Genomic DNA, 18,896 nt, shown 5'->3' on the forward strand with positions numbered 1-18,896 from the left:
AACGCGCTCGCCGCGCGCCGCCTCCGTGAGGGTCTCGGCATGGCCCCGGGACATGTCGCCTACGGGCTGCGCGCGCAGTACGGTCTCGCCGTCGTCCCCGAGACGGTCATCGCCTGGGAACGCGGGCGCCTCGCCCCCTCCTCCCAGGAACTCACCGCCCTCGCGGGCGTCCTCTGGTGCGCCCCCGGCGAGCTGATCGCCGACGCCACCACCCTGCGCGAGCACCGGATGGCCCGCGGTCTCGCGGCCGACGAACTCGCCCGGCGGGTGGGCCTCGACGGCCCCGGCTACCTCAGGATGGAGGAGTCCGGCCGCTGGCGCGGCAACGAACGCCAGACCGCCGCCCTCGCCGAGAGCCTCGGCCTCGGGCCCCGCGAACTGGTGCAGGTCACCGGCCGGGGCGACGAGCTGGCAGTGCTGCTGCGGGACGCGGCGACGACGCGCTGGCAGGCGTACGTCCGGCCGGTGGTGAAGCTGCTGCCGCTGCCCAAGCGCGTCCTGGAGGCCGCGCTCCAGCACCTGCACACCGACTACCACGCCAAGATGGTGGCCACCAGCAGCTGGGGTGCCTCGGGCGGCAGCGGCGACGCGGGCCGCGAGTACCTGGACGGCATCGTGGAGCACTTCTGGGACGCCGTCGGACCCTGACCCTAGGGTGGTCGCGTGAAACGACACATACCCTTCGAGCATCTCCACAACGTCCGTGATCTGGGCGGCTATCGGACCGTCGACGGCGGCACCGTCCGCTGGCAGGTCCTCTACCGTGCCGACTCCCTCGCCAAGCTGCGCGGCCCCGACCTGGGCCGCTTCCGCGCGCTGGGTGTGGAGACCGTGATCGACCTGCGCTACCCGTGGGAGATCGAGGCCAAGGGCCGGCTGCCGGAGACCCCGGAGACCGACGGCATCGCCTGGCACAACCTGAGCATCGAGCACCGCCCGTACGACCAGGCGGAGATCGACCCCGACCTCGACCCGTGGCGCTACCTCGCCGACCGGTTCGCCGAGGTCGCGGCCGACGGCGCCGCCGAGCTGCGCGAGGCCCTGGAGGTCGTCGCGGCGGCGGACGGTCCGCTCGTCTTCCACTGCGCCTCGGGGAAGGACCGTACGGGTCTGCTCGCCGCGCTGCTGCTCGGGCTGCTCGACGTCTCCGACGAGCAGATCCTCGACGACTTCGCCCTCACCGAGCTCGCCACCGCGCGCCTGGTCGCCGACTGGCACGCCGCCCACCCGGGGCGCGAGCTGCGCTGGCCGGGCTACGGCCGCGCGCCGGCGGAGATCATGCGGCTCGTCCTCGCGGACCTGCGCGCCACGTACGGATCGGTGTACGGGTACGTCACCGGGCACGTCGGTCTCGACCCTGCCGTGGTCGAGGCGCTGCGCGCCCGGCTCGTGGAGCCGGCGCCGGCACCCCTACGGGCTCCCTAGCGGCGGTCGAAGCTGAAGAGCTGGCCTGCGGCGTCCGCGCGGCAGGACGCCTGCGCCAGCTTCGCCCACTCGGCGGCCCGGTCTCCGACGACGGTCACGCAGGAGTCCGGGGTCGCCGAGCGCACGGGGACGATGCGGTAGCCGGTGACCGGGCTGCCGAAGGGGTCCAGGCGGAACGTTTCGACCCGGCTCGTGTCCCCGCACTCGGAGTCCTCGAACGCGGCGTCCGCGACCTTGCCGCCGGACGGGATGCCGGAGCAGCCGGGGCCGTAGTCCGGGTGGTCGGAAACGATTCGCCACTCCCCCGAGCCGAGCTCCTTGAGGGAGTAGAGAGGGACGTCGGCGCCCTCGCACGCGCGCTGGTGGATCTGGCCGCTGCGTCCGCCGCGCCGCTCGTTCAGGCAGAGGTCCGAGCCGATCACCCGGATCCGCACGTCCCCGGCGGCAGGCGCGGTGACGGTCATCGGCCGGTCGCCGCCTCCGCCGTGCCCGTCGCTCCCGCCGTGCCCGTCGCTCCCACCGCTCCCGTCCCCGACGAGAGCGCCGACCACGCTGACGGAGGCGAGGACGAGCCCGGCGACGGCGACGAGGGCGACGAGCGTGCGCCGGAGGCGGGACTGCGGGTCGGGAGGCTGTTCCTCGGCCCCCGGCTCGATTCCGGGTTCGGGATCCGGATCTGGATCGGGTTCCGTCATCTGCGGCCACGAGGCGCCCGCGCCTTCCGCACCACCGTCGGAACCCGCGTACACCCCCCGTACCGCCAGCTCCTTGCGGACGGTCTGCCAGCTCTCCAGGTCCCCCGGCTCCACCCCGCAGGCGCGTACGAAGGTGGTCAGCAGCTCCTCGCGGGGGACGGTCGAGCGGGCGAGCATGTTCGCCACCGTCGAGCGGGGCAGGACCTCGCCGAGCGCCTCCGCGTGAGCCGAAAGGTCGCGGTAGGTCAGGCCCGACCAGTCCTTGAGCCGCTGCAGCAGCGCGATGAACGAGGCGGCGTCGGTGGCCTCGCGCGGGTCGGGTGCGCCGCCCCCGCCGACCGGTCCGCCGGGCGTTCCCTCGGTCATGCGCGCTCCCCGCCCCTCCCCCGGGACAGGGTTGGGACATGTCCGGGACAGCCCCAAGCCTTGTTGATCCGGCTGTTCAACTCAAGAGTGGAAATCGGCAATTCCGGTCAGGGGCCGGAATCGTCACGGGGGAAGCACGGGGGAACGGAAAAGGCCCCGATCGTCCACGGGGGGACGATCGGGGCCCACACACATTCAGGACTTCTTCGGGACCTACGTCCCGGACGACCGGGTCAGAAGACCGACTCGGCCTCGGACATCCGGGCCTCCGGCACGGTCTTCAGCTGCGTCACGGCCTCGGCCAGCGGCACCATCACGACGTCCGTGCCCCGCAGCGCCGTCATCCGGCCGAACTCGCCCTGGTGCGCGGCCTCCACCGCGTGCCAGCCGAAGCGGGTCGCGAGCACCCGGTCGTACGCGGTCGGCGTTCCGCCGCGCTGGACGTGACCGAGGATGACCGGCCGGGCCTCCTTGCCGAGGCGCCGCTCCAGCTCGACCGCGAGCCGGTTGCCGATGCCCTGGAAGCGCTCGTGGCCGAACTGGTCGATCTCGCCCTTCTGGTACTCCATGGAGCCCTCGGCGGGGTGCGCGCCCTCGGCGACGCAGATGACCGCGAACTTCTTGCCGCGCGCGAACCGCTCCTCGACCATCTTGACCAGGTCGTCGACCTCGAAGGGCCGCTCGGGCAGGCAGATGCCGTGGGCGCCGCCGGCCATGCCGGACTCCAGGGCGATCCAGCCTGCGTGCCGGCCCATCACCTCGACGACCATCACGCGCTGGTGGGACTCGGCGGTGGTCTTGAGGCGGTCTATGGCCTCCGTCGCGACGCCCACGGCGGTGTCGAAGCCGAAGGTGCGGTCGGTGGAGGAGATGTCGTTGTCGATGGTCTTCGGTACGCCGACGACGGGCATCCCGGCGTCGGAGAGCATCCGGGCGGCGGTCAGGGTGCCCTCGCCGCCGATCGGGATGAGGACGTCGATGCCGTACTTCTTCGCCAACTCCGGGGCGGACTCGGCGGCTTCGGCCAGGCGGTTGCGCTCCAGGCGGGCGGAGCCGAGGATGGTGCCGCCGCGGGCGAGGATGCCGCTGACCGCGTTGAGGTCGAGCGGGCGGACATGTCCGTCGAGGAGACCCTTGAACCCGTCCTCGAAGCCGATGACTTCGTCGTCGTGGCCGGTGAGCGCCCGGTGCACGACCGACCGGATCACTGCGTTCAGGCCGGGGCAGTCGCCGCCTGCGGTGAGAACTCCGATGCGCATCGTGCTGTGTCTCCTGCTCGGTAGCGGTACATGTGAGCTCTGTCGATTCTCCCACGCCCGGCGTGGCGCCCGCGCTCCCGGCTACTCCGCGCGCCGGTGTTCTGGGGCCTTTCGTCCCCCTTTTCCAGGCCGTTCGTCCGGCCTGCGTCCTAACCACCCCCAGAGGTATTGTCAAGGGGGTATCGCCACCCTATCGGGGTTTTTTGAACACACTCGGTTGACAAGACCGGGCGGACAGGACTGGACAGGAGCCACGGCGTGACGCGCAGCGTGTACGTGACCGGGATCGACCGCGGAGACGGCCGGCAGGTGGTCGAGCTGGGAGTCATGGAACTCCTGACCCGCCAGGTGGACCGGGTGGGGGTGTTCCGGCCCCTGGTCCACGACGGACCCGACCGTCTGTTCGATCTCCTGCGGGCGCGCTACCGCCTCTCCCAGGACGCCTCGACGGTCTACGGCATGGACTACCACGAGGCCTCGGCGCTCCAGGCCGAGCGGGGCACCGACGAGCTGGTCTCCCGGCTCGTCGACCGCTTCCTCGCGGTCGCCCGCGACTACGAGGTCGTCCTCGTCCTCGGTACGGACTTCGCCGCCACCCAGCTCCCCGACGAGCTGGCCCTCAACGCGCGCCTGGCCAACGAGTTCGGCGCCTCGGTGATACCGGTGGTCGGCGGCAAGAACCAGACCGCCGAGTCCGTGCGCGCCGAGGCCCGCAACGCCTTCCGGGCGTACGACGGGCTCGGCTGCGACGTCCTCGCGATGGTCGTCAACCGAGCGGCGGGCGAGGACCGGGCGGCCATCGCCGAGCGGCTCACCGCCCGGGTCCCCGTGCCCTGCTACGTGCTCCCCGACGAGCCGGCGCTCGCGGCCCCCACGGTCGCCCAGATCACCCACCACCTGGGTGCCTCGGTCGTCCTGGGCGACGACGCGGGCCTGGCGCGCGACGCGCTCGACTTCGTCTTCGGCGGCGCCATGCTGCCGAACTTCCTGAACGCGCTGACCCCGGGCTGTCTCGTGGTCACCCCCGGGGACCGCGCCGACCTGGTCGTGGGTGCGCTCGCGGCGCACTCGGCCGGCACCCCGCCGATCGCCGGAGTCCTGCTCACCCTGAACGAGCGGCCCAGCGAGGAGATCCTGACCCTGGCGGCCCGCCTCGCGCCCGGCACTCCGGTTATCTCCGTACCCGGCAACAGCTTCCCGACTGCCGCCGAACTCTTCTCCCTTGAAGGGAAGTTGAACGCGGCCACGCCCCGCAAGGCGGAGACGGCGCTCGGTCTCTTCGAGCGGCACGTGGACACCGCCGATCTGCTGAAGCGGATCTCGCTGGCCCGCAGCGGCCGGGTCACGCCGATGATGTTCGAGCACGAACTCCTGGAGCAGGCCCGCGCCGAGCGCCGCCGCGTGGTCCTCCCCGAGGGCACCGAGGAGCGGGTGCTGCGCGCCGCCGACGTGCTGCTGCGCCGCGACGTCTGCGACCTGACGCTGCTCGGTGACGTCGAGGTCATCCGCAAGAAGGCCGCGGACCTCGGCATCGACCTGTCCTCGCCGGCCACCCAGCTGATCGACCCGCAGACCTCCGAGCTGCGCGACGGCTTCGCCACGAAGTACGCCGAGCTGCGCGCCCACAAGGGCGTGACGGTGGAGCTGGCGTACGACGTCGTCTCGGACGTCAACTACTTCGGCACGCTCATGGTCCAGGAGGGGCTCGCCGACGGCATGGTCTCCGGCTCGGTGCACTCCACGGCCGCGACGATCCGCCCCGCCTTCGAGATCATCAAGACCAAGCCGGACGCCTCGATCGTCTCGTCCGTCTTCTTCATGTGCCTCGCCGACAAGGTGCTCGTGTACGGCGACTGCGCCGTGAACCCGGACCCGGACGCGGTGCAGCTCGCGGACATCGCCGTGCAGTCGGCGGCCACCGCGGCCCGCTTCGGCGTCGAGCCGCGGATCGCGATGCTCTCGTACTCCACCGGCACCTCGGGCTCGGGCGCGGACGTCGACAAGGTCCGCGAGGCGACGAAGCTGGTACGGGAGTCCCACCCGGAGCTGCGGATCGAGGGGCCCATCCAGTACGACGCGGCCGTCGAGCCGTCCGTCGCCGCGACCAAGCTGCCGGGGTCCGAGGTGGCAGGACAGGCGACCGTGCTGATCTTCCCGGACCTCAACACCGGCAACAACACCTACAAGGCCGTGCAGCGCTCGGCGGGCGCCGTGGCGGTCGGCCCGGTCCTGCAGGGTCTGCGCAAGCCGGTGAACGACCTCTCGCGCGGCGCGCTCGTCAGCGACATCGTCAACACGGTCGCCATCACGGCGATCCAGTCCCAGGTCCCCCAGGAGCCCACGGCATGACCTCCCCCACCTCCCCCACCCCCACGCGCGTCCTCGTCCTCAACTCCGGCTCGTCGTCGGTGAAGTACCAGCTCCTCGACATGAGCGACAGCTCCCGCCTCGCCCTCGGCCTGGTCGAGCGGATCGGCGAGGAGACCTCTCGGCTCGTCCACACGCCGCTGCAGGGCGGCGGGGGCGAGAAGCGGGAGCGGACCGGGCCGATCCCCGACCACGCGGCGGCCCTGAAGGCGGTGGCCGAGGAGCTGGCGGCGGACGGCCTCGGCCTCGACTCCCCCGAACTGGCCGCGATCGGCCACCGGGTGGTCCACGGCGGGCTGCGGTTCTCCGCGCCGACCGTGATCGACGAGGAGGTGCTCGCCGAGATCGAGCGGCTGGTGCCGGTCGCGCCGCTGCACAACCCGGCGAACCTCACCGGCATCCGTACGGCGATGGCGCTCCGCCCGGACCTGCCGCAGGTCGCGGTCTTCGACACCGCGTTCCACACGACGATGCCGGAGTCGGCGGCCCGGTACGCGATCGACGTCGAGACGGCGGACAAGCACCGCATCCGGCGGTACGGCTTCCACGGCACCTCGCACGCCTATGTGTCGCGCGAGACGGCGAAGCTGCTCGGCAAGGAGCCGGAGGAGGTGAACGTGATCGTGCTGCACCTGGGCAACGGGGCCTCCGCCTCGGCCGTCAGGGGCGGGCGGTGCGTGGACACCTCGATGGGCCTCACCCCGCTGGAGGGCCTGGTCATGGGCACCCGCTCGGGCGACGTCGACCCGGCGGTCACCTTCCACCTGAAGCGGGTGGCGGGGATGTCGGCGGACGAGATCGACACGCTGCTCAACAAGAAGTCCGGGCTCGTCGGGCTCTGCGGCGACAACGACATGCGGGAGATCCGGCGCCGGATCGACGAGGGCGACGAGCGGGCGGCGCTCGCCTTCGACATCTACATCCACCGGCTGAAGAAGTACATCGGGGCGTACTACGCGGTGCTCGGCCGGGTGGACGCGGTCGCGTTCACGGCGGGTGTCGGCGAGAACGCGGCCCCGGTGCGGGAAGCTGCGATCGCGGGCCTGGAGGAGCTGGGCCTGGCGGTGGACGCCGACCTCAACGCCGTACGGTCCGACGAGGCCCGGATCATCTCGCCGGCGTACGCGCGGGTGGCGGTCGCCGTGGTGCCGACGGACGAGGAGCTGGAGATCGCGCGCCAGAGCTACGAACTGGTGGCCCCATAACGGCTCGATAGGCGGGCTTCGGAAGTGAACGCCTGAGCGACCCCGCGCCCATTTGTACTTTCCACCAGACGGAATATTCCGCAGTGAAACAAACCGATAGGATCCGCCTCATGCGCCGTTCCAAAATCGTCTGCACGCTGGGCCCCGCCGTCGACTCGTACGAGCAGCTGAAAGCGCTCATCGAGGCCGGTATGAACGTGGCCCGATTCAACATGAGCCACGGGACCCAGGCAGAGCACCAGGAGCGGTACGACCGTCTCCGCAGGGCGGTGGCGGACACCGGCCGCGCCGTGGGCGTGCTCGCCGACCTCCAGGGCCCCAAGATCCGTCTGGAGACCTTCGCCGAGGGGCCCGTCGAGCTGGTGCGCGGTGACGAGTTCACCATCACCACCGACGACGTCCCGGGTGACAAGTCCATCTGCGGCACCACGTACAAGGGCCTGCCGGGTGACGTCTCCAAGGGCGACCAGGTCCTGATCAACGACGGCAACGTCGAGCTGCGGGTCGTCGAGGTCGAGGGCCCGCGGGTGAAGACCGTGGTCATCGAGGGCGGTGTCATCTCCGACCACAAGGGCATCAACCTGCCCGGCGCGGCGGTCAACGTCCCGGCCCTGTCCGAGAAGGACGTCGAGGACCTGCGGTTCGCCCTCCGGATGGGCTGCGACATGGTCGCCCTCTCCTTCGTCCGCAACGCCGACGACGTCAAGGACGTCCACAAGGTGATGGACGAGGAGGGCCGCCGGGTCCCGGTCATCGCCAAGGTGGAGAAGCCGCAGGCGGTCGAGAACATGGTGGACGTCGTCGCCGCGTTCGACGCCGTCATGGTGGCCCGTGGCGACCTCGCGGTGGAGTACCCGCTGGAGAAGGTCCCGATGGTGCAGAAGCGCCTCGTGGAGATGTGCCGCCGCAACGCCAAGCCCGTCATCGTCGCCACCCAGATGATGGAGTCGATGATCACCAACTCCCGCCCCACGCGCGCCGAGGCCTCCGACGTGGCCAACGCGATCCTGGACGGCGCGGACGCGGTCATGCTGTCGGCGGAGTCCTCCGTGGGCGCCTACCCGATCGAGACCGTCAAGACGATGTCGAAGATCGTCGTGGCGGCCGAGGAGGAGCTGCTCGCCAAGGGCCTGCAGCCGCTCGTACCCGGCAAGAAGCCGCGTACGCAGGGCGGTTCGGTGGCCCGCGCGGCCTGCGAGATCGCGGACTTCCTGGGCGGCAAGGCGCTCATCGCCTTCACCCAGTCCGGCGACACCGCGCGCCGCCTGTCCCGCTACCGGACGATCCAGCCGATCCTGGCCTTCACCACGGACGAGTCGACCCGCAACCAGCTCACCCTGAGCTGGGGCGTGGAGTCCTTCCTCGTCCCGTTCGTGGAGACCACGGACGCGATGGTCGACATCGTCGACGCGGAGCTCCTGAAGCTCCAGCGGTACGGCGCCGGCGACACCATGGTCATCACGGCCGGCTCGCCCCCCGGCGTCCCGGGCACCACGAACATGGTCCGGGTGCACCACCTGGGCGGCGGCAAGGCCTGACACCGCCGTGCCCCCGCGGCACACGGCATGACGAGGGCCCCCGTCCGGATCGGACGGGGGCCTTCGTCATGTGCGGCTCCCGGAAAGGTCTCTTGAGGAGAGCGGTCAGCTCGGCTCGACCGTGTTGCGCAGGCCGGGGACCTTGAGGGTGCCGCCGAACTGGCCCGCCTGGAGGACCTCCACGTTCGTGAAGAACGCGAACGGGACGTCGAGCGGCGGCGGGGTCTTCGGGTTGAAGGTGATCGGGATCAGGCCGAAGAGGTTGCCCTTCAGCTGCTCCGTGTACATGGTCACCGTGCCGTTGCGGATGGTCGAGGTCGAGCCCCGGTCCGAGCGGACGTGGCCCGTGAGACCCGGCGAGTGCACCGTGAGCTGGTGCAGGTCCTTGATGTCGACCTCGCTCGCGGTGAACTTCAGCGCCTTCTTGATCTTGCCGCTGCCGGTCTTGACCTCGACGATGCCGTGGTACTTCAGCCCCTTGAGCGTGAGCAGGGTGCTGTCCAGCTTCCACGGCTCGTCCGGCAGGAGCGGGATCCCCGGCTCCAGTTCGGCCGCCGCGAGCGCCTCGGGGTCGGGCTCCGGGCACGGGAAGCGCGGCTTGGCGCCGTCGGGTATCGCCTCGTCCTTCTTGGCGTCGAGGCCCTTGGCGTCCTCCGGCAGCTCCTCCACCTTCAGGCCTGCCTTGTCGGCGGCCTTCTCGATGGCGGCCTTGGTCTTGTCGACCGGGCCGTCGGCGGAGTCGGCCTCGTCCGCCTTGCCCGCCTCGGGCTCGGTGGTCGAAGGCTTGGCCGGGGGCGTCGTCGACGGCTTCTCGGGCGCGGGCTTCGCCGGCTTGGTGGCCGTGGCGGAGGGCGTCGGGGTAGCCGTCGGCGTGGTGTTCGGCCCGTCGAAGAAGTCCTTGATCTTGTCACCGACGCCCAGCGGGTCGAGCGGGTTGACGCTCTTCGTCGCCGTCGGAGTGGGCGTCGGGGCCGGGGACTTCTCCTGGGTGGCCCGCTGCTCGGTCGTGGCCGTCGCCGAGGGAGTGGCGGTCGGCTTCGGCGACTCGCTCCCCTCGGTGGTCTCCGGCTTCGGCGACTCGGTGGCACCCGTGCTCGCGCTCGCGCTGGCCGTGGGCTTGGGCGTCTCGGCGGGCTTCGTCGTCTCCTCGGTCACCGGCTCGTCGGAGCGGGTGACGCACGGTCCGGGCGCGAAGGGGATGTCCTTCTCGTCGGCGACGGCGAGCCTGGGCGCCATGCCCATGCCCATCAGGACCGCGGTCGGCATGGCGGCAAGTGCCATGGCCTTGCCCGCGGGTCCCTGGATCTTGTTCAGCAGCGACTTGCGCGGAGCCGCGTGCCGCGGACCCCTGCGAGCCAGAGTGGCGCCGTCCGCAGCCGTCGCCGACTGCGCCGACTGTGTTTCGTCACCCCGCACTGTTCCTCCCGCCGTTGGCGTCGATCGTCGTTTCGGTCGCCTGCGCACCGGGACCCGCCTGCGGGTCCGGCTCCTCACCGGCGCGCTGCTCCGGGACCGGGGCCTTGCCGAAGTCGACCGTTCCGGTCGGCTCCGTCGCCTCGGTGCCGTGCTGCTGACCGTCGTACTCGTGCTCGCCCGCCGCGGCCTCCGTACGCTCGTCGGCCGGCTCGGCCGACGCCCGCGCGGTCTCCTCCGCCGGCTTGCCCGGGGCCCACGCCACGGAGAGCCCGCCGCCGACGAGGGCGAGCAGGAAGCCCATGAAGAAGCCACCGAGGTTGGAGACCGGGATGGAGACGAGTGCCAGGACGATCGCCGCGACGCCCGCGAACACCCGGACGATGGGCTGGAACCACATCGTCAGACCGAGCGTCACCAGTAGGACGCCGATGATGAGGGCTCCGGCGCCGCCCGTGGTGGCCATCGCGATCGTCATGTTGCCGAGTCGCAGGTCGGCGTACGGGAAGTAGGCGATCGGTACGCCACCGATCATGGTGAACAGTCCGGCCCAGAAGGGTCGGCTGCCCCGCCAGTCGCGGAAGCGGCGCACGCTCTGGTTCGGGACTCCGCGGGAAGCAGTGGACTCGGCGCTCATGGAAAACAGCTCCCTGGAAGCGGTGTTGCGTGGAGAAGTGAATACATCGAGCAGGTGTGAAAGGCGCGAAGGCGAGAAGGCGGCACTGGGGCCGGGAACGGGCGGGGCCGTACGGAACGGATCGACGGCCCACGCCCGCCTGACGTCACTGCCTGATGCGCACCGAGTGACTACTCGGTGAAGCACTCCTTGGTGCCCTTGTGCAGCTTCAGGCTCAGGTTGCTGAGCCGGAAGGTTCCGGCGGTGGTCGCCCACGCCTTCTGCTCCACGTTGGTCAGCGTCGCCGTCTCGGCGCGCTGCGAGAAGCCGTACGGGTTGGCCTTCGTACCCGGCTGGATACCCGGCTTGCCCTCGGACTTCGGGAGCGAACCCGCGGCCACACCGATGTCGATGTTGCCGAACTCGGCGTCGGCCTTCAGCGAGGAGACATCCAGGTAGATGTCCTTCGCGTAGACCGGCTTGTTCTTCTCCGTACCGGCGCGCAGCTCCAGCGAGACGTTGCCGATGAACGGCACGTCCGGCGTCACCACGGACTGGCACATGTTGGTGATCCAGGCCTCGGAGAAGCCCGAGACACCGACGGGCTCCGCGAACGGCTTGCCGTGCAGGTCCTTACCGGACGCCACGCTGCCGTACTGGACGAAGTCCTTGCCGACAAGGCTGTCGGCCTTCACCTTGAACTCCTGGCCGGAGATGCTGAAGGACGCGGCGAGCGCGCCCTGAGCCAGGCCGACACCGATCGCGGCCGTCGCGGCCACACTCGGCACCATGACGACGGCGAACCGCTTCCATCTGGTCCCGCCACGAACCTGGGACTTCATGAGAATCCTCCTTCTCGGACGTACATCTCCGGATGGGCCCAGGGCCCGTCCTGGGATGGGAGAAGTGCTACGTCCTCGGGAAGAAGCGCCGAACACCGGGCGCAAGGAGCGTCCGACTTCACCGGCGATCACCCCCGAGCGACAACCACTGGCCACGCCTTGCGCGCAACCTCTTGGACAGGCCCTGCCCGTGAAAGCAGGAACCCCCCTGTCCGCTCGGTGGGGACCCTCCGCCGCGGACCCGGATGGTTGCCGGGGTGGTGCGGTATCGGACCGAGCGTCGCCGATCGTGGTCCATTCCGGGCGCCCGCACAAGGGGGTTCGTTACTCGCTAGTAACGGACGGATAACCGCGCCACGACAGCGCGATGCCGCGTGGCCACACAGGGTGCAGCCCGCGGCATCGACAAAGCGGTAGGAGTATGAGGAAACCCGGACACAATCGCGGGTTCGATTTACTGCAAGTAACAGCGGCCGCGATTACCAAGTTTTGGTAAAGCGCGGCCGCGTCATGTCGCTGTGTCGCCAAATCGGCGCCCTCCCGCAGGGGAGGGAAAGGGTCAGAACAGCACCCGCGCGAGGGCCTGGCGGGCCGCCGTGACCCGGGGATCCTCCGGCCCGATCACCTCGAAGAGCTCCAGGAGCCGAAGCCGCGCCGCGTCCCGCTCCTCACCGGCCGTGCGCCGCACGGCGTCCACGAGCCGGCTGAAGGCGTCCTCTACGTGACCGCCCACGAGATCGAGGTCGGCGGCGGCGATCTGCGCGGCGGAGTCGGCCGGGTTGTCGGCCGCGTTCTTCCGCACCTGCTGCGGGTCCATGTCCTGCACCCGGGCGAGCAGCTCCGCCTGGGCCAGACCCAGCTTCGCCTCCGGGTGGCCGGGGTCGTCGGCCAGCACGTTCTTGTACGCCTGCACGGCACCGGCCAGGTCACCGGCGTCGAGCGCCGACATGGCCGCTTCGAGCAGCGCGTCGTACGGTCCGGCCGGCACCGGGGCCGGGGCGGCGGCTTCGTCGGACTCGGCGTTCGGGTCGACGGCGATACCGGTGAGGCCGAAGCGCTCCTCGCCGACCTGGATCAGCTGGTCCAGGGTCTGGCGGATCTGGGCCTCGGGCGCCGCGCCTTGGAAGAGCGGCAGCGCCTGACCGGCGACCACCGCGAACACGGCCGGAATTCCCTGGATGCCGAACTGCTGCATCAGCATCTGGTTGGCGTCGACGTCGATCTTGGCCAGCAGGAAGCGGCCGTTGTACTCGACGGCGAGGCGCTCCAGGAGGGGGCTGAGCTGCTTGCACGGCTCGCACCACTCGGCCCAGAAGTCGATGACGACCGGAACCTCGGCCGAGCGCTGCAGGACGTCGAGCTCGAAGCCGGCCTCGTCGACATCGATCACCAGGGCAGAGGGGGCGACGGCTGCCGCGCCACCCTGCCGGGCGGTCTCGGCACGCGCCTGCTCCGCCTTCGCCTTGGCCTCACCGGCCGCCTTCACCGCGGCGAGGTCGACGACGCCGCTCATGGACATGTTTCTGGGCTGCATGAGTACATCCTCCCCCTTCCGCGCGCGTAACCGGTACGTCATGGCTGAACCGCGCACCACGGTGCACGGCTCTCGTTCTTTTCGCGTACTTTGCGCGCCGGGTCCCCACCCGGCGCAGGTGGTTGTCGCTCAGGCCGGTCTCAGCCTTTCGCTACGGGTCGTAGCGTAACTGTCCCGGTCGGCCGAGGGGAAGGGCTCCTCGGTGAACTGGCTCACATCACGGGCCTCTGGCGCAATACCTACCGGCGGGTATGGTCGATCTCCATGTGTAGCCGCACCAGCCCCCGAACCCGTACCGGACGCCCGCGCAGTGCCGAGGCCGATACGGCGATCCTCGACGCGACCCGAGCGGCGCTGGTCGAACTGGGCTGGTCCAAGCTGACGATGGGCGACGTGGCGAGCCGCGCGGGGGTCGCCAAGACCACCCTCTACCGGCGCTGGGCGAGCAAGAACGAGCTCGTCGTGGACGCCGTCGCCGTCCTCTTCGACGAACTCGAACTCCCCGACCTCGGCTCCCTCCAGGCCGACATCCAGAACGTGGTCCTCCAGTTCGCCGCGCTGCTCCAGCGCCCCGAGACCAAGACCGCGCTGATGGCGGTCGTGGCGGAGTCCACCCGGGACGAGCCGCTGCGCGAGCGCATCCGCATCTCCATCGTCGACCGGCAGAAGCGCCTCGTCCTCGAAGGCCGCCAGCGCGCGCAGGAGCGCGGCGAACTCCCCACCGACCGCGACCCCCGCTCGGTCGACAGCACCGACGACCTGATCTTCGACGTCATCGCCGGCGCGGTGGTCCACCGCGCCCTGGTGAGCGCGGAACCGGTCGACGAGGCCTGGGTCCAGCGCTTCACGGCCCTGCTGATCGGCGGCCTGGGCGCGGCGGCGGCCACTCCCTTGGGGTGACGGCCACCCCCTAGGGTGACGGGCGTGACGATCTCTCTGAACAGCGCCGTGTGCGCGCTCCTGGACGGCACCAACCCCGCGATCCTGGCCACCGTCCACCCCGACGGCTCCCCGCAGACCTCGGTGGTCTGGGTGGGCAGGGACGGCGACGACCTCCTGATCTCCTCCCAGGCGGGCCGCCGCAAGGTACGGAACATCGAGGCCGACCCCCGGGTCAGCCTGACCCTGTACGACAGCGAGGACCCGCAGCTGTACGCCGAGATACGGGGCACGGCCACGGTCACGGAGGACGCGGGCCGGGCGCTCGCGGTCGCGCTGGACGAGCACTACGAGGGCCCGGGCGCCGGCCAGGACTACCTCGAACTCCCGCCGGAGGTGGTGCGGGTGGTGATCCGCGTGACGCCGACGAAGGTGGTGGGCACGGCGACGGAGTAGCGCGTACGAGAAGGGCCGGCACGGAACTCCCGTACCGGCCCTTCTCTTTCTGCACGTACGACTAGAAGCCCGGGGGCTCCGTGTAGATGCCCCACTCCTCGCGGAGCACGTCGCAGATCTCGCCGAGGGTGGCCTCCGCGCGGACCGCGTCGAGCATCGGGACGATCATGTTCGAGCCGTCCCTGGCCGACGTCAGCATCGCGTCGAGCGCGGCGCGCACCCGGGCGTCGTCACGGCGGCCCTTGCGCTCGCCGAGGACCCGGACCTGCTCCCACTCGACCTCGTGGCTGACCCGCAGGATCTCCAGGTCGCCGGTGACCGAGCCGTGGTGGACGTTGACGCCGACGACCCGCTTGTCGCCCTTCTCCAGGGACTGCTGGTACTGGAAGGCGGACTCGGCGATCTCGCCGGTGAACCAGCCGTCCTCGATGCCGCGCAGGATGCCGGAGGTGATCGGGCCGATCGGGTGCTGACCGTCCGGGTGGGCCCGGCGGCCGCGCTCCTTGATCTGGTCGAAGATCTTCTCGGCCTCGGCCTCGATGCGGTCGGTGAGCTGCTCGATGAACCAGGAGCCGCCGAGCGGGTCGGCCACGTTGGCCACGCCCGTCTCCTCCATCAGCACCTGCTGCGTGCGCAGCGCGATCTCGGCGGCCTGCTCGCTGGGGAGCGCGAGGGTCTCGTCGAGGGCGTTGGTGTGCAGCGAGTTCGTACCGCCGAGGACGGCGGCGAGCGCCTCGACGGCGGTCCGTACGACGTTGTTGTACGGCTGCTGGGCGGTGAGCGAGACACCGGCGGTCTGGGTGTGGAAGCGGAGCCACTGGGCCTTGTCGGTCTTGGCGCCGTAGACCTCCTTCATCCAGCGCGCCCAGATCCGGCGGGCGGCGCGGAACTTGGCGATCTCCTCGAAGAAGTCGAGGTGCGCGTCGAAGAAGAAGGAGAGACCGGGGGCGAAGACGTCGACGTCCAGGCCCCGGGAGAGGCCGAGCTCCACGTAGCCGAAGCCGTCGGCGAGGGTGTACGCGAGCTCCTGCGCGGCCGTCGCTCCGGCCTCGCGGATGTGGTAGCCGGAGACGGAGAGCGGCTTGTAGGCGGGGATGCCCTGGGCGCAGTGCTCCATCAGGTCGCCGATGAGGCGCAGGTGCGGCTCGGGCTGGAAGAGCCACTCCTTCTGCGCGATGTACTCCTTGAAGATGTCGGTCTGGAGCGTCCCGTTGAGGGCGGCCGGGTCGACGCCCTGGCGCTCGGCGGCGACCAGGTACATGCAGAAGACGGGCACGGCGGGCCCGGAGATGGTCATCGAGGTGGTCACGTCGCCGAGCGGGATGTCCTTGAAGAGGACCTCCATGTCGGCGGCGGAGTCGATGGCGACACCGCAGTGGCCGACCTCTCCGAGTGCCTTCGGGTCGTCGGAGTCGCGGCCCATGAGGGTGGGCATGTCGAAGGCGACGCTCAGACCCCCTCCGCCGGCGGCCAGGATCATCTTGTACCGCTCGTTGGTCTGCTCGGCGTTGCCGAAGCCGGCGAACTGGCGGATGGTCCAGGTGCGGCCGCGGTAGCCGGTGGGGTGCAGGCCACGGGTGAAGGGGTACTCGCCGGGCCAGCCGATGCGCTCGAAGCCCTCGTAGGTGTCGCCGGGCCGGGGCCCGTAGACGGGCTCCACGGCGTCGCCGGAGAGCGTGGTGAAGTCGGCGTCGCGCTTGCGGGCCTTGTCGTAGCGGGCCTGCCAGCGTCGGCGGCCTTCCTCGATCGCGTCAGCGTCCATGCTTCGAATTTACTAGGACGTCCTAGTAAATGTCGATGGCAAACCCCCCGCACATCCGTGCGGGGGGTGCGATGCCGGGCTGGGTCAGGCCTTGACGGGCGCCGGCTGCGCGCCGCTGACCAGCGGGAGCGTCTCGCGGACGACCTTGCGCTCGACGAAGAACGCGGCGAAGGGAATCGTCCCGGACAGCAGCACCCACAGGAGCTTGCCGAACGGCCACTTCGCCTTGGAGCCGAGGTCGAAGGCGAAGATCAGGTAGATGATGTAGAGGACGCCGTGGGTCTGGGAGACCGCGAAGGTCACGTCCTCGCCCATCTCGAACCCGTACTTGAAGACCATGCACGTGCAGAGCACGAGCAGCATGACGGCGGTGATGTACGCCATGACGCGGTAACGGGTCAGCACGCTGGATTTCATGCCGTCGAGCGTAACGGCACGTTCCGGGCGATCTTCGGGCGGGTGGGAGGTCGCGGTCGGGGCGTTGTCAGGTCTTGCTCAGACCTCGTCGAAGTCCTCGGCGGAGACGCGCAGCGGGCGGAGCATCGCGAAGATCTCGCCGCACTCCTCGGCGTCGTAGGCCCCGAGCCCGAAGTCCATGGCCATCAGGTCGCGGGTGGCCGCCTCGACCACCTCGCGCCCCTTCTCGGTGATGGAGGCGAGGGTGCCGCGCCCGTCGTTGGGGTTGGGCCGCTTGTCGACGAGACCGGACCTCACCAGCCGGTCGACGGTGTTGGTGACCGAGGTCGGGTGGACCATCAGCCGCTCGCCGATCTTGGACATCGGCAGCTCACCGGCCTTGGAGAAGGTGAGCAGGACCAGGGCCTCGTAGCGCGCGAAGGTCAGTCCGTACGGCTTGACGACGGCGTCGACCTCCGCGAGGAGGATCTGCTGGGCGCGCATGATCGAGGTGATCGCGGCCATCGAGGGGACCGGCCCCCAGCGCTTCTGCCAGAGTTCGTCGGCGCGGGCGATGGGATCGAAGGGGAGACTGAGCGGCTTCGGCACGCGTCGACCTTACCCACTGGTCACATGCCGGTCAGCCCCGTCTCGCACTTCGGTCGCCCGCACGTCCGTCGCACGCACTTCGAGCACGACGGCGACGAGACAGAGCGTGCCGAGGACGCCGGTGGCGGCGACCACGAGGTGGACGGGGAGGAACTCGGCGGCGAGCCCGGCGCCGGCCATGCCGACGCCCTGGGCGGTCATCATCCCGGCGGTCATCAGGGTCATCGCCCTCCCGCGCCGGCCCTCGGGGACGGCGGCGACGAACCAGGCGTCGAGGCCCAGGGTGTACGCGCCGGTGGCACCGGCGATCGCGAGGGCGAGCCCGGCGAGGGCGGCGCCGGGCTGAACGAGATAGAGCAGATAGGGCAGGACCCCGAGAAGGACGAGCGGGTACACGAGCCGGGACCGGGTGGCGGGACCGAGCGCGGACCCGGCGAACAGCTCGCCCGCGATGGTGCCGACGGGCAGGGCGCACATCAGCAGCCCGAGCGCGGCGGTGGAGACACCGGCCTGGTCGGCGTAGGGGGCGGCGAGTGCCTCGGGGACGACGGCGAACAGGGGCGGGACCCAGAACATGAGCATGAGGGCGCGGATGCGCCGGTCGCGAAGGAGGGAGAGGTTTCCCCCCTCCTTCGCGGTCTCCCCGACCCCCCGGGCTGGCCGCTTGCGCGTCCCGAGCCTCAGCAGGAGGGCGGAGGCGAGGAAGGTGGCGGCGGTGATGGCGATCGCGCCGCGCGGCGCGACGACGGTGAGGAGCAGGCCGCCGACGGCGAAGCCGGTGAGCAGGGCGCTCTGGGAGACGATCCGCAGGAGGGAGCGGCCGAGGACGAAGAGGTCGCCCTCGCCGAGGATGTCGGCGAGGGTCGCCATCCGGGTCCCGTTGAAGACCGGTGCGACGGCGGCGACGACGCAGCGCAGGACCAGCAGCCCGGCGACGGGCGTGGCGGGCACGACCATGAGCGCGACGCACGCGGCGCAGACGAGATCGCAGACGACGAGGACCCGGCGGGGCGGGTAACGGTCGGCGACGCCGGCGAGGAGGGTGCCGCCGAGGAGGTACGGCAGGAAGCCGAGGGCGAAGGTGAGCGCGGAGAGGAGCGGGGAGCGGGTGAGCTCGTAGACGAGCACGGTGAGCGCGATCTCGCTGACGACGACCCCGAGCAGCGAGAGCAGGTGCGCACCGAACACGACCCGGAACTCGCGTACGGCGAAGACGGCCCGGTAGCCGGGGGTGGGGGTGGGCTGCGGCTGGGGATCCGCGACCCCGGCGCCCCCGCGCCCGGCGCCACGGCGGCCAACCGTCCGGCGGGAGCCGGGGCGCGGCAGGCTCTCGCCTCCGGGCGGGCGGGGCACCGAACCGGCCCCGGCTTCGGGCTGGCGCGGCCCGCCCTCGTCGCCTGGCGGGCGCGTAGCCGCACCGGCACCGGGTCGCAGGCCCGGCTGGTCGGCGCTAGCGGCTGGGCCGACGCCCGCGCGATCGGCCGGGCGGCCGGCCGGCTCGCCGGGCTCGGGCGGTCGTGTGGCGGACGGAGGT

At 71.0% G+C, this 18,896-nt stretch carries 17 protein-coding genes; 7 read left to right on the plus strand and 10 right to left on the minus strand.

The genetic code is table 11. The features are described from left to right. Positions 1 to 39 precede the first annotated feature (39 nt). Together ACFWRO_RS12090 and ACFWRO_RS12095 are read left to right on the plus strand one after the other, a co-directional pair. Positions 40 to 648, plus strand: coding sequence for a helix-turn-helix domain-containing protein (locus tag ACFWRO_RS12090; protein WP_384508120.1), 609 nt, complete (start codon positions 40 to 42; stop codon positions 646 to 648). Between the two features lie 15 nt (positions 649 to 663). Continuing rightward, positions 664 to 1,425, plus strand: a complete 762-nt coding sequence (locus ACFWRO_RS12095; protein WP_384508122.1) for a tyrosine-protein phosphatase — start codon at positions 664 to 666, stop codon at positions 1,423 to 1,425. On the opposite strand, the gene ACFWRO_RS12100 is transcribed toward ACFWRO_RS12095, so the two are convergent. Together ACFWRO_RS12100 and ACFWRO_RS12105 are read right to left on the minus strand one after the other, a co-directional pair. Next, on the minus strand, positions 1,422 to 2,486 hold the full coding sequence (locus ACFWRO_RS12100) for a helix-turn-helix domain-containing protein (RefSeq protein WP_384508125.1): 1,065 nt from the start codon (positions 2,484 to 2,486) through the stop codon (positions 1,422 to 1,424). The genes ACFWRO_RS12095 and ACFWRO_RS12100 overlap by 4 nt on opposite strands. 233 nt (positions 2,487 to 2,719) lie before the next feature. Beyond that, positions 2,720 to 3,745, minus strand: coding sequence for an ATP-dependent 6-phosphofructokinase (locus tag ACFWRO_RS12105; protein WP_384508128.1), 1,026 nt, complete (start codon positions 3,743 to 3,745; stop codon positions 2,720 to 2,722). Between the two features lie 258 nt (positions 3,746 to 4,003). Between ACFWRO_RS12105 and pta the strand changes: the two genes are divergently transcribed. The 3 genes from pta (at position 4,004) to pyk (ending at position 8,855) form a co-directional block, all read left to right on the plus strand. Then, positions 4,004 to 6,094, plus strand: a complete 2,091-nt coding sequence (pta, locus tag ACFWRO_RS12110; RefSeq protein WP_384508131.1) for a phosphate acetyltransferase — start codon at positions 4,004 to 4,006, stop codon at positions 6,092 to 6,094. Continuing rightward, complete coding sequence (locus ACFWRO_RS12115; protein WP_384508134.1) at positions 6,091 to 7,317, plus strand: acetate kinase; 1,227 nt, start codon at positions 6,091 to 6,093, stop codon at positions 7,315 to 7,317. Before pta ends, ACFWRO_RS12115 begins: the two co-directional genes overlap by 4 nt. Before the next feature lie 110 nt (positions 7,318 to 7,427). Then, positions 7,428 to 8,855: a pyruvate kinase gene (gene pyk, locus ACFWRO_RS12120; RefSeq protein WP_384508137.1), complete on the plus strand. Its 1,428-nt coding sequence runs from the start codon at positions 7,428 to 7,430 to the stop codon at positions 8,853 to 8,855. A gap of 105 nt (positions 8,856 to 8,960) precedes the next feature. On the opposite strand, the gene ACFWRO_RS12125 is transcribed toward pyk, so the two are convergent. The 4 genes from ACFWRO_RS12125 to ACFWRO_RS12140 all read right to left on the minus strand — a co-directional run bounded on the left by ACFWRO_RS12125 (position 8,961) and on the right by ACFWRO_RS12140 (position 13,260). Further along, complete coding sequence (locus ACFWRO_RS12125; RefSeq protein ID WP_384508140.1) at positions 8,961 to 10,271, minus strand: hypothetical protein; 1,311 nt, start codon at positions 10,269 to 10,271, stop codon at positions 8,961 to 8,963. Further along, positions 10,261 to 10,905, minus strand: a complete 645-nt coding sequence (locus ACFWRO_RS12130; RefSeq protein ID WP_384508143.1) for a DUF6114 domain-containing protein — start codon at positions 10,903 to 10,905, stop codon at positions 10,261 to 10,263. The genes ACFWRO_RS12125 and ACFWRO_RS12130 overlap by 11 nt, the downstream gene beginning before the upstream one ends. 170 nt (positions 10,906 to 11,075) lie before the next feature. Further along, positions 11,076 to 11,726 carry a DUF6230 family protein gene (locus tag ACFWRO_RS12135; protein ID WP_384508146.1) on the minus strand — a complete coding sequence of 217 codons (651 nt, stop codon included), beginning with the start codon at positions 11,724 to 11,726 and terminating at the stop codon, positions 11,076 to 11,078. A gap of 559 nt (positions 11,727 to 12,285) precedes the next feature. Continuing rightward, entirely contained in the window at positions 12,286 to 13,260 is a 975-nt protein-coding gene (locus tag ACFWRO_RS12140; protein ID WP_384508149.1) for a tetratricopeptide repeat protein, read from the minus strand. Positions 13,261 to 13,524: 264 nt separating this feature from the next. On the opposite strand from ACFWRO_RS12140, the gene ACFWRO_RS12145 reads away from it, so the two are divergent. Both ACFWRO_RS12145 and ACFWRO_RS12150 read left to right on the plus strand, forming a co-directional pair. Next, entirely contained in the window at positions 13,525 to 14,160 is a 636-nt protein-coding gene (locus ACFWRO_RS12145; protein ID WP_384508152.1) for a TetR/AcrR family transcriptional regulator, read from the plus strand. Between the two features lie 24 nt (positions 14,161 to 14,184). Continuing rightward, the gene (locus tag ACFWRO_RS12150) at positions 14,185 to 14,595 is read left to right on the plus strand and encodes a PPOX class F420-dependent oxidoreductase (RefSeq protein WP_384508155.1); all 411 of its coding nucleotides are present in this window, start codon (positions 14,185 to 14,187) and stop codon (positions 14,593 to 14,595) included. A gap of 61 nt (positions 14,596 to 14,656) precedes the next feature. Here the strand turns inward: ACFWRO_RS12150 and ACFWRO_RS12155 are convergent, their stop codons facing one another. The 4 genes from ACFWRO_RS12155 to ACFWRO_RS12170 form a co-directional block, all read right to left on the minus strand. Further along, a complete protein-coding gene (locus tag ACFWRO_RS12155; RefSeq protein ID WP_384508158.1) occupies positions 14,657 to 16,357 on the minus strand; it encodes a methylmalonyl-CoA mutase in 1,701 nt (566 codons plus the stop codon). Positions 16,358 to 16,441: 84 nt separating this feature from the next. Beyond that, complete coding sequence (locus ACFWRO_RS12160) at positions 16,442 to 16,774, minus strand: DUF3817 domain-containing protein (protein ID WP_384508161.1); 333 nt, start codon at positions 16,772 to 16,774, stop codon at positions 16,442 to 16,444. Positions 16,775 to 16,852: 78 nt separating this feature from the next. Then, the gene (locus ACFWRO_RS12165; RefSeq protein ID WP_384508164.1) at positions 16,853 to 17,362 is read right to left on the minus strand and encodes a MarR family winged helix-turn-helix transcriptional regulator; all 510 of its coding nucleotides are present in this window, start codon (positions 17,360 to 17,362) and stop codon (positions 16,853 to 16,855) included. Between the two features lie 9 nt (positions 17,363 to 17,371). Beyond that, positions 17,372 to 18,715 carry an MFS transporter gene (locus ACFWRO_RS12170; RefSeq protein ID WP_384508167.1) on the minus strand — a complete coding sequence of 448 codons (1,344 nt, stop codon included), beginning with the start codon at positions 18,713 to 18,715 and terminating at the stop codon, positions 17,372 to 17,374. Between the last annotated feature and the right edge of the window lie 181 nt (positions 18,716 to 18,896).

It is taken from the genome of Streptomyces sp. NPDC058579 (genome assembly GCF_042718575.1).
Lineage (GTDB): Bacteria > Actinomycetota > Actinomycetes > Streptomycetales > Streptomycetaceae > Streptomyces.

Bases quoted from the DNA above. Each gene is read 5' to 3' on its own strand.
- ACFWRO_RS12090 (WP_384508120.1), top strand. From the start codon at position 40: ATGGCCCCGGGACATGTCGCCTACGGGCTGCGCGCGCAGTACGGTCTC.
- ACFWRO_RS12100 (WP_384508125.1), bottom strand. From the start codon at position 2,486: ATGACCGAGGGAACGCCCGGCGGACCGGTCGGCGGGGGCGGCGCACCC.
- ACFWRO_RS12105 (WP_384508128.1), bottom strand. From the start codon at position 3,745: ATGCGCATCGGAGTTCTCACCGCAGGCGGCGACTGCCCCGGCCTGAAC.
- ACFWRO_RS12115 (WP_384508134.1), top strand. From the start codon at position 6,091: ATGACCTCCCCCACCTCCCCCACCCCCACGCGCGTCCTCGTCCTCAAC.
- pyk (WP_384508137.1), top strand. From the start codon at position 7,428: ATGCGCCGTTCCAAAATCGTCTGCACGCTGGGCCCCGCCGTCGACTCG.
- ACFWRO_RS12130 (WP_384508143.1), bottom strand. From the start codon at position 10,905: ATGAGCGCCGAGTCCACTGCTTCCCGCGGAGTCCCGAACCAGAGCGTG.
- ACFWRO_RS12135 (WP_384508146.1), bottom strand. From the start codon at position 11,726: ATGAAGTCCCAGGTTCGTGGCGGGACCAGATGGAAGCGGTTCGCCGTC.
- ACFWRO_RS12140 (WP_384508149.1), bottom strand. From the start codon at position 13,260: ATGCAGCCCAGAAACATGTCCATGAGCGGCGTCGTCGACCTCGCCGCG.
- ACFWRO_RS12145 (WP_384508152.1), top strand. From the start codon at position 13,525: ATGTGTAGCCGCACCAGCCCCCGAACCCGTACCGGACGCCCGCGCAGT.
- ACFWRO_RS12155 (WP_384508158.1), bottom strand. From the start codon at position 16,357: ATGGACGCTGACGCGATCGAGGAAGGCCGCCGACGCTGGCAGGCCCGC.
- ACFWRO_RS12160 (WP_384508161.1), bottom strand. From the start codon at position 16,774: ATGAAATCCAGCGTGCTGACCCGTTACCGCGTCATGGCGTACATCACC.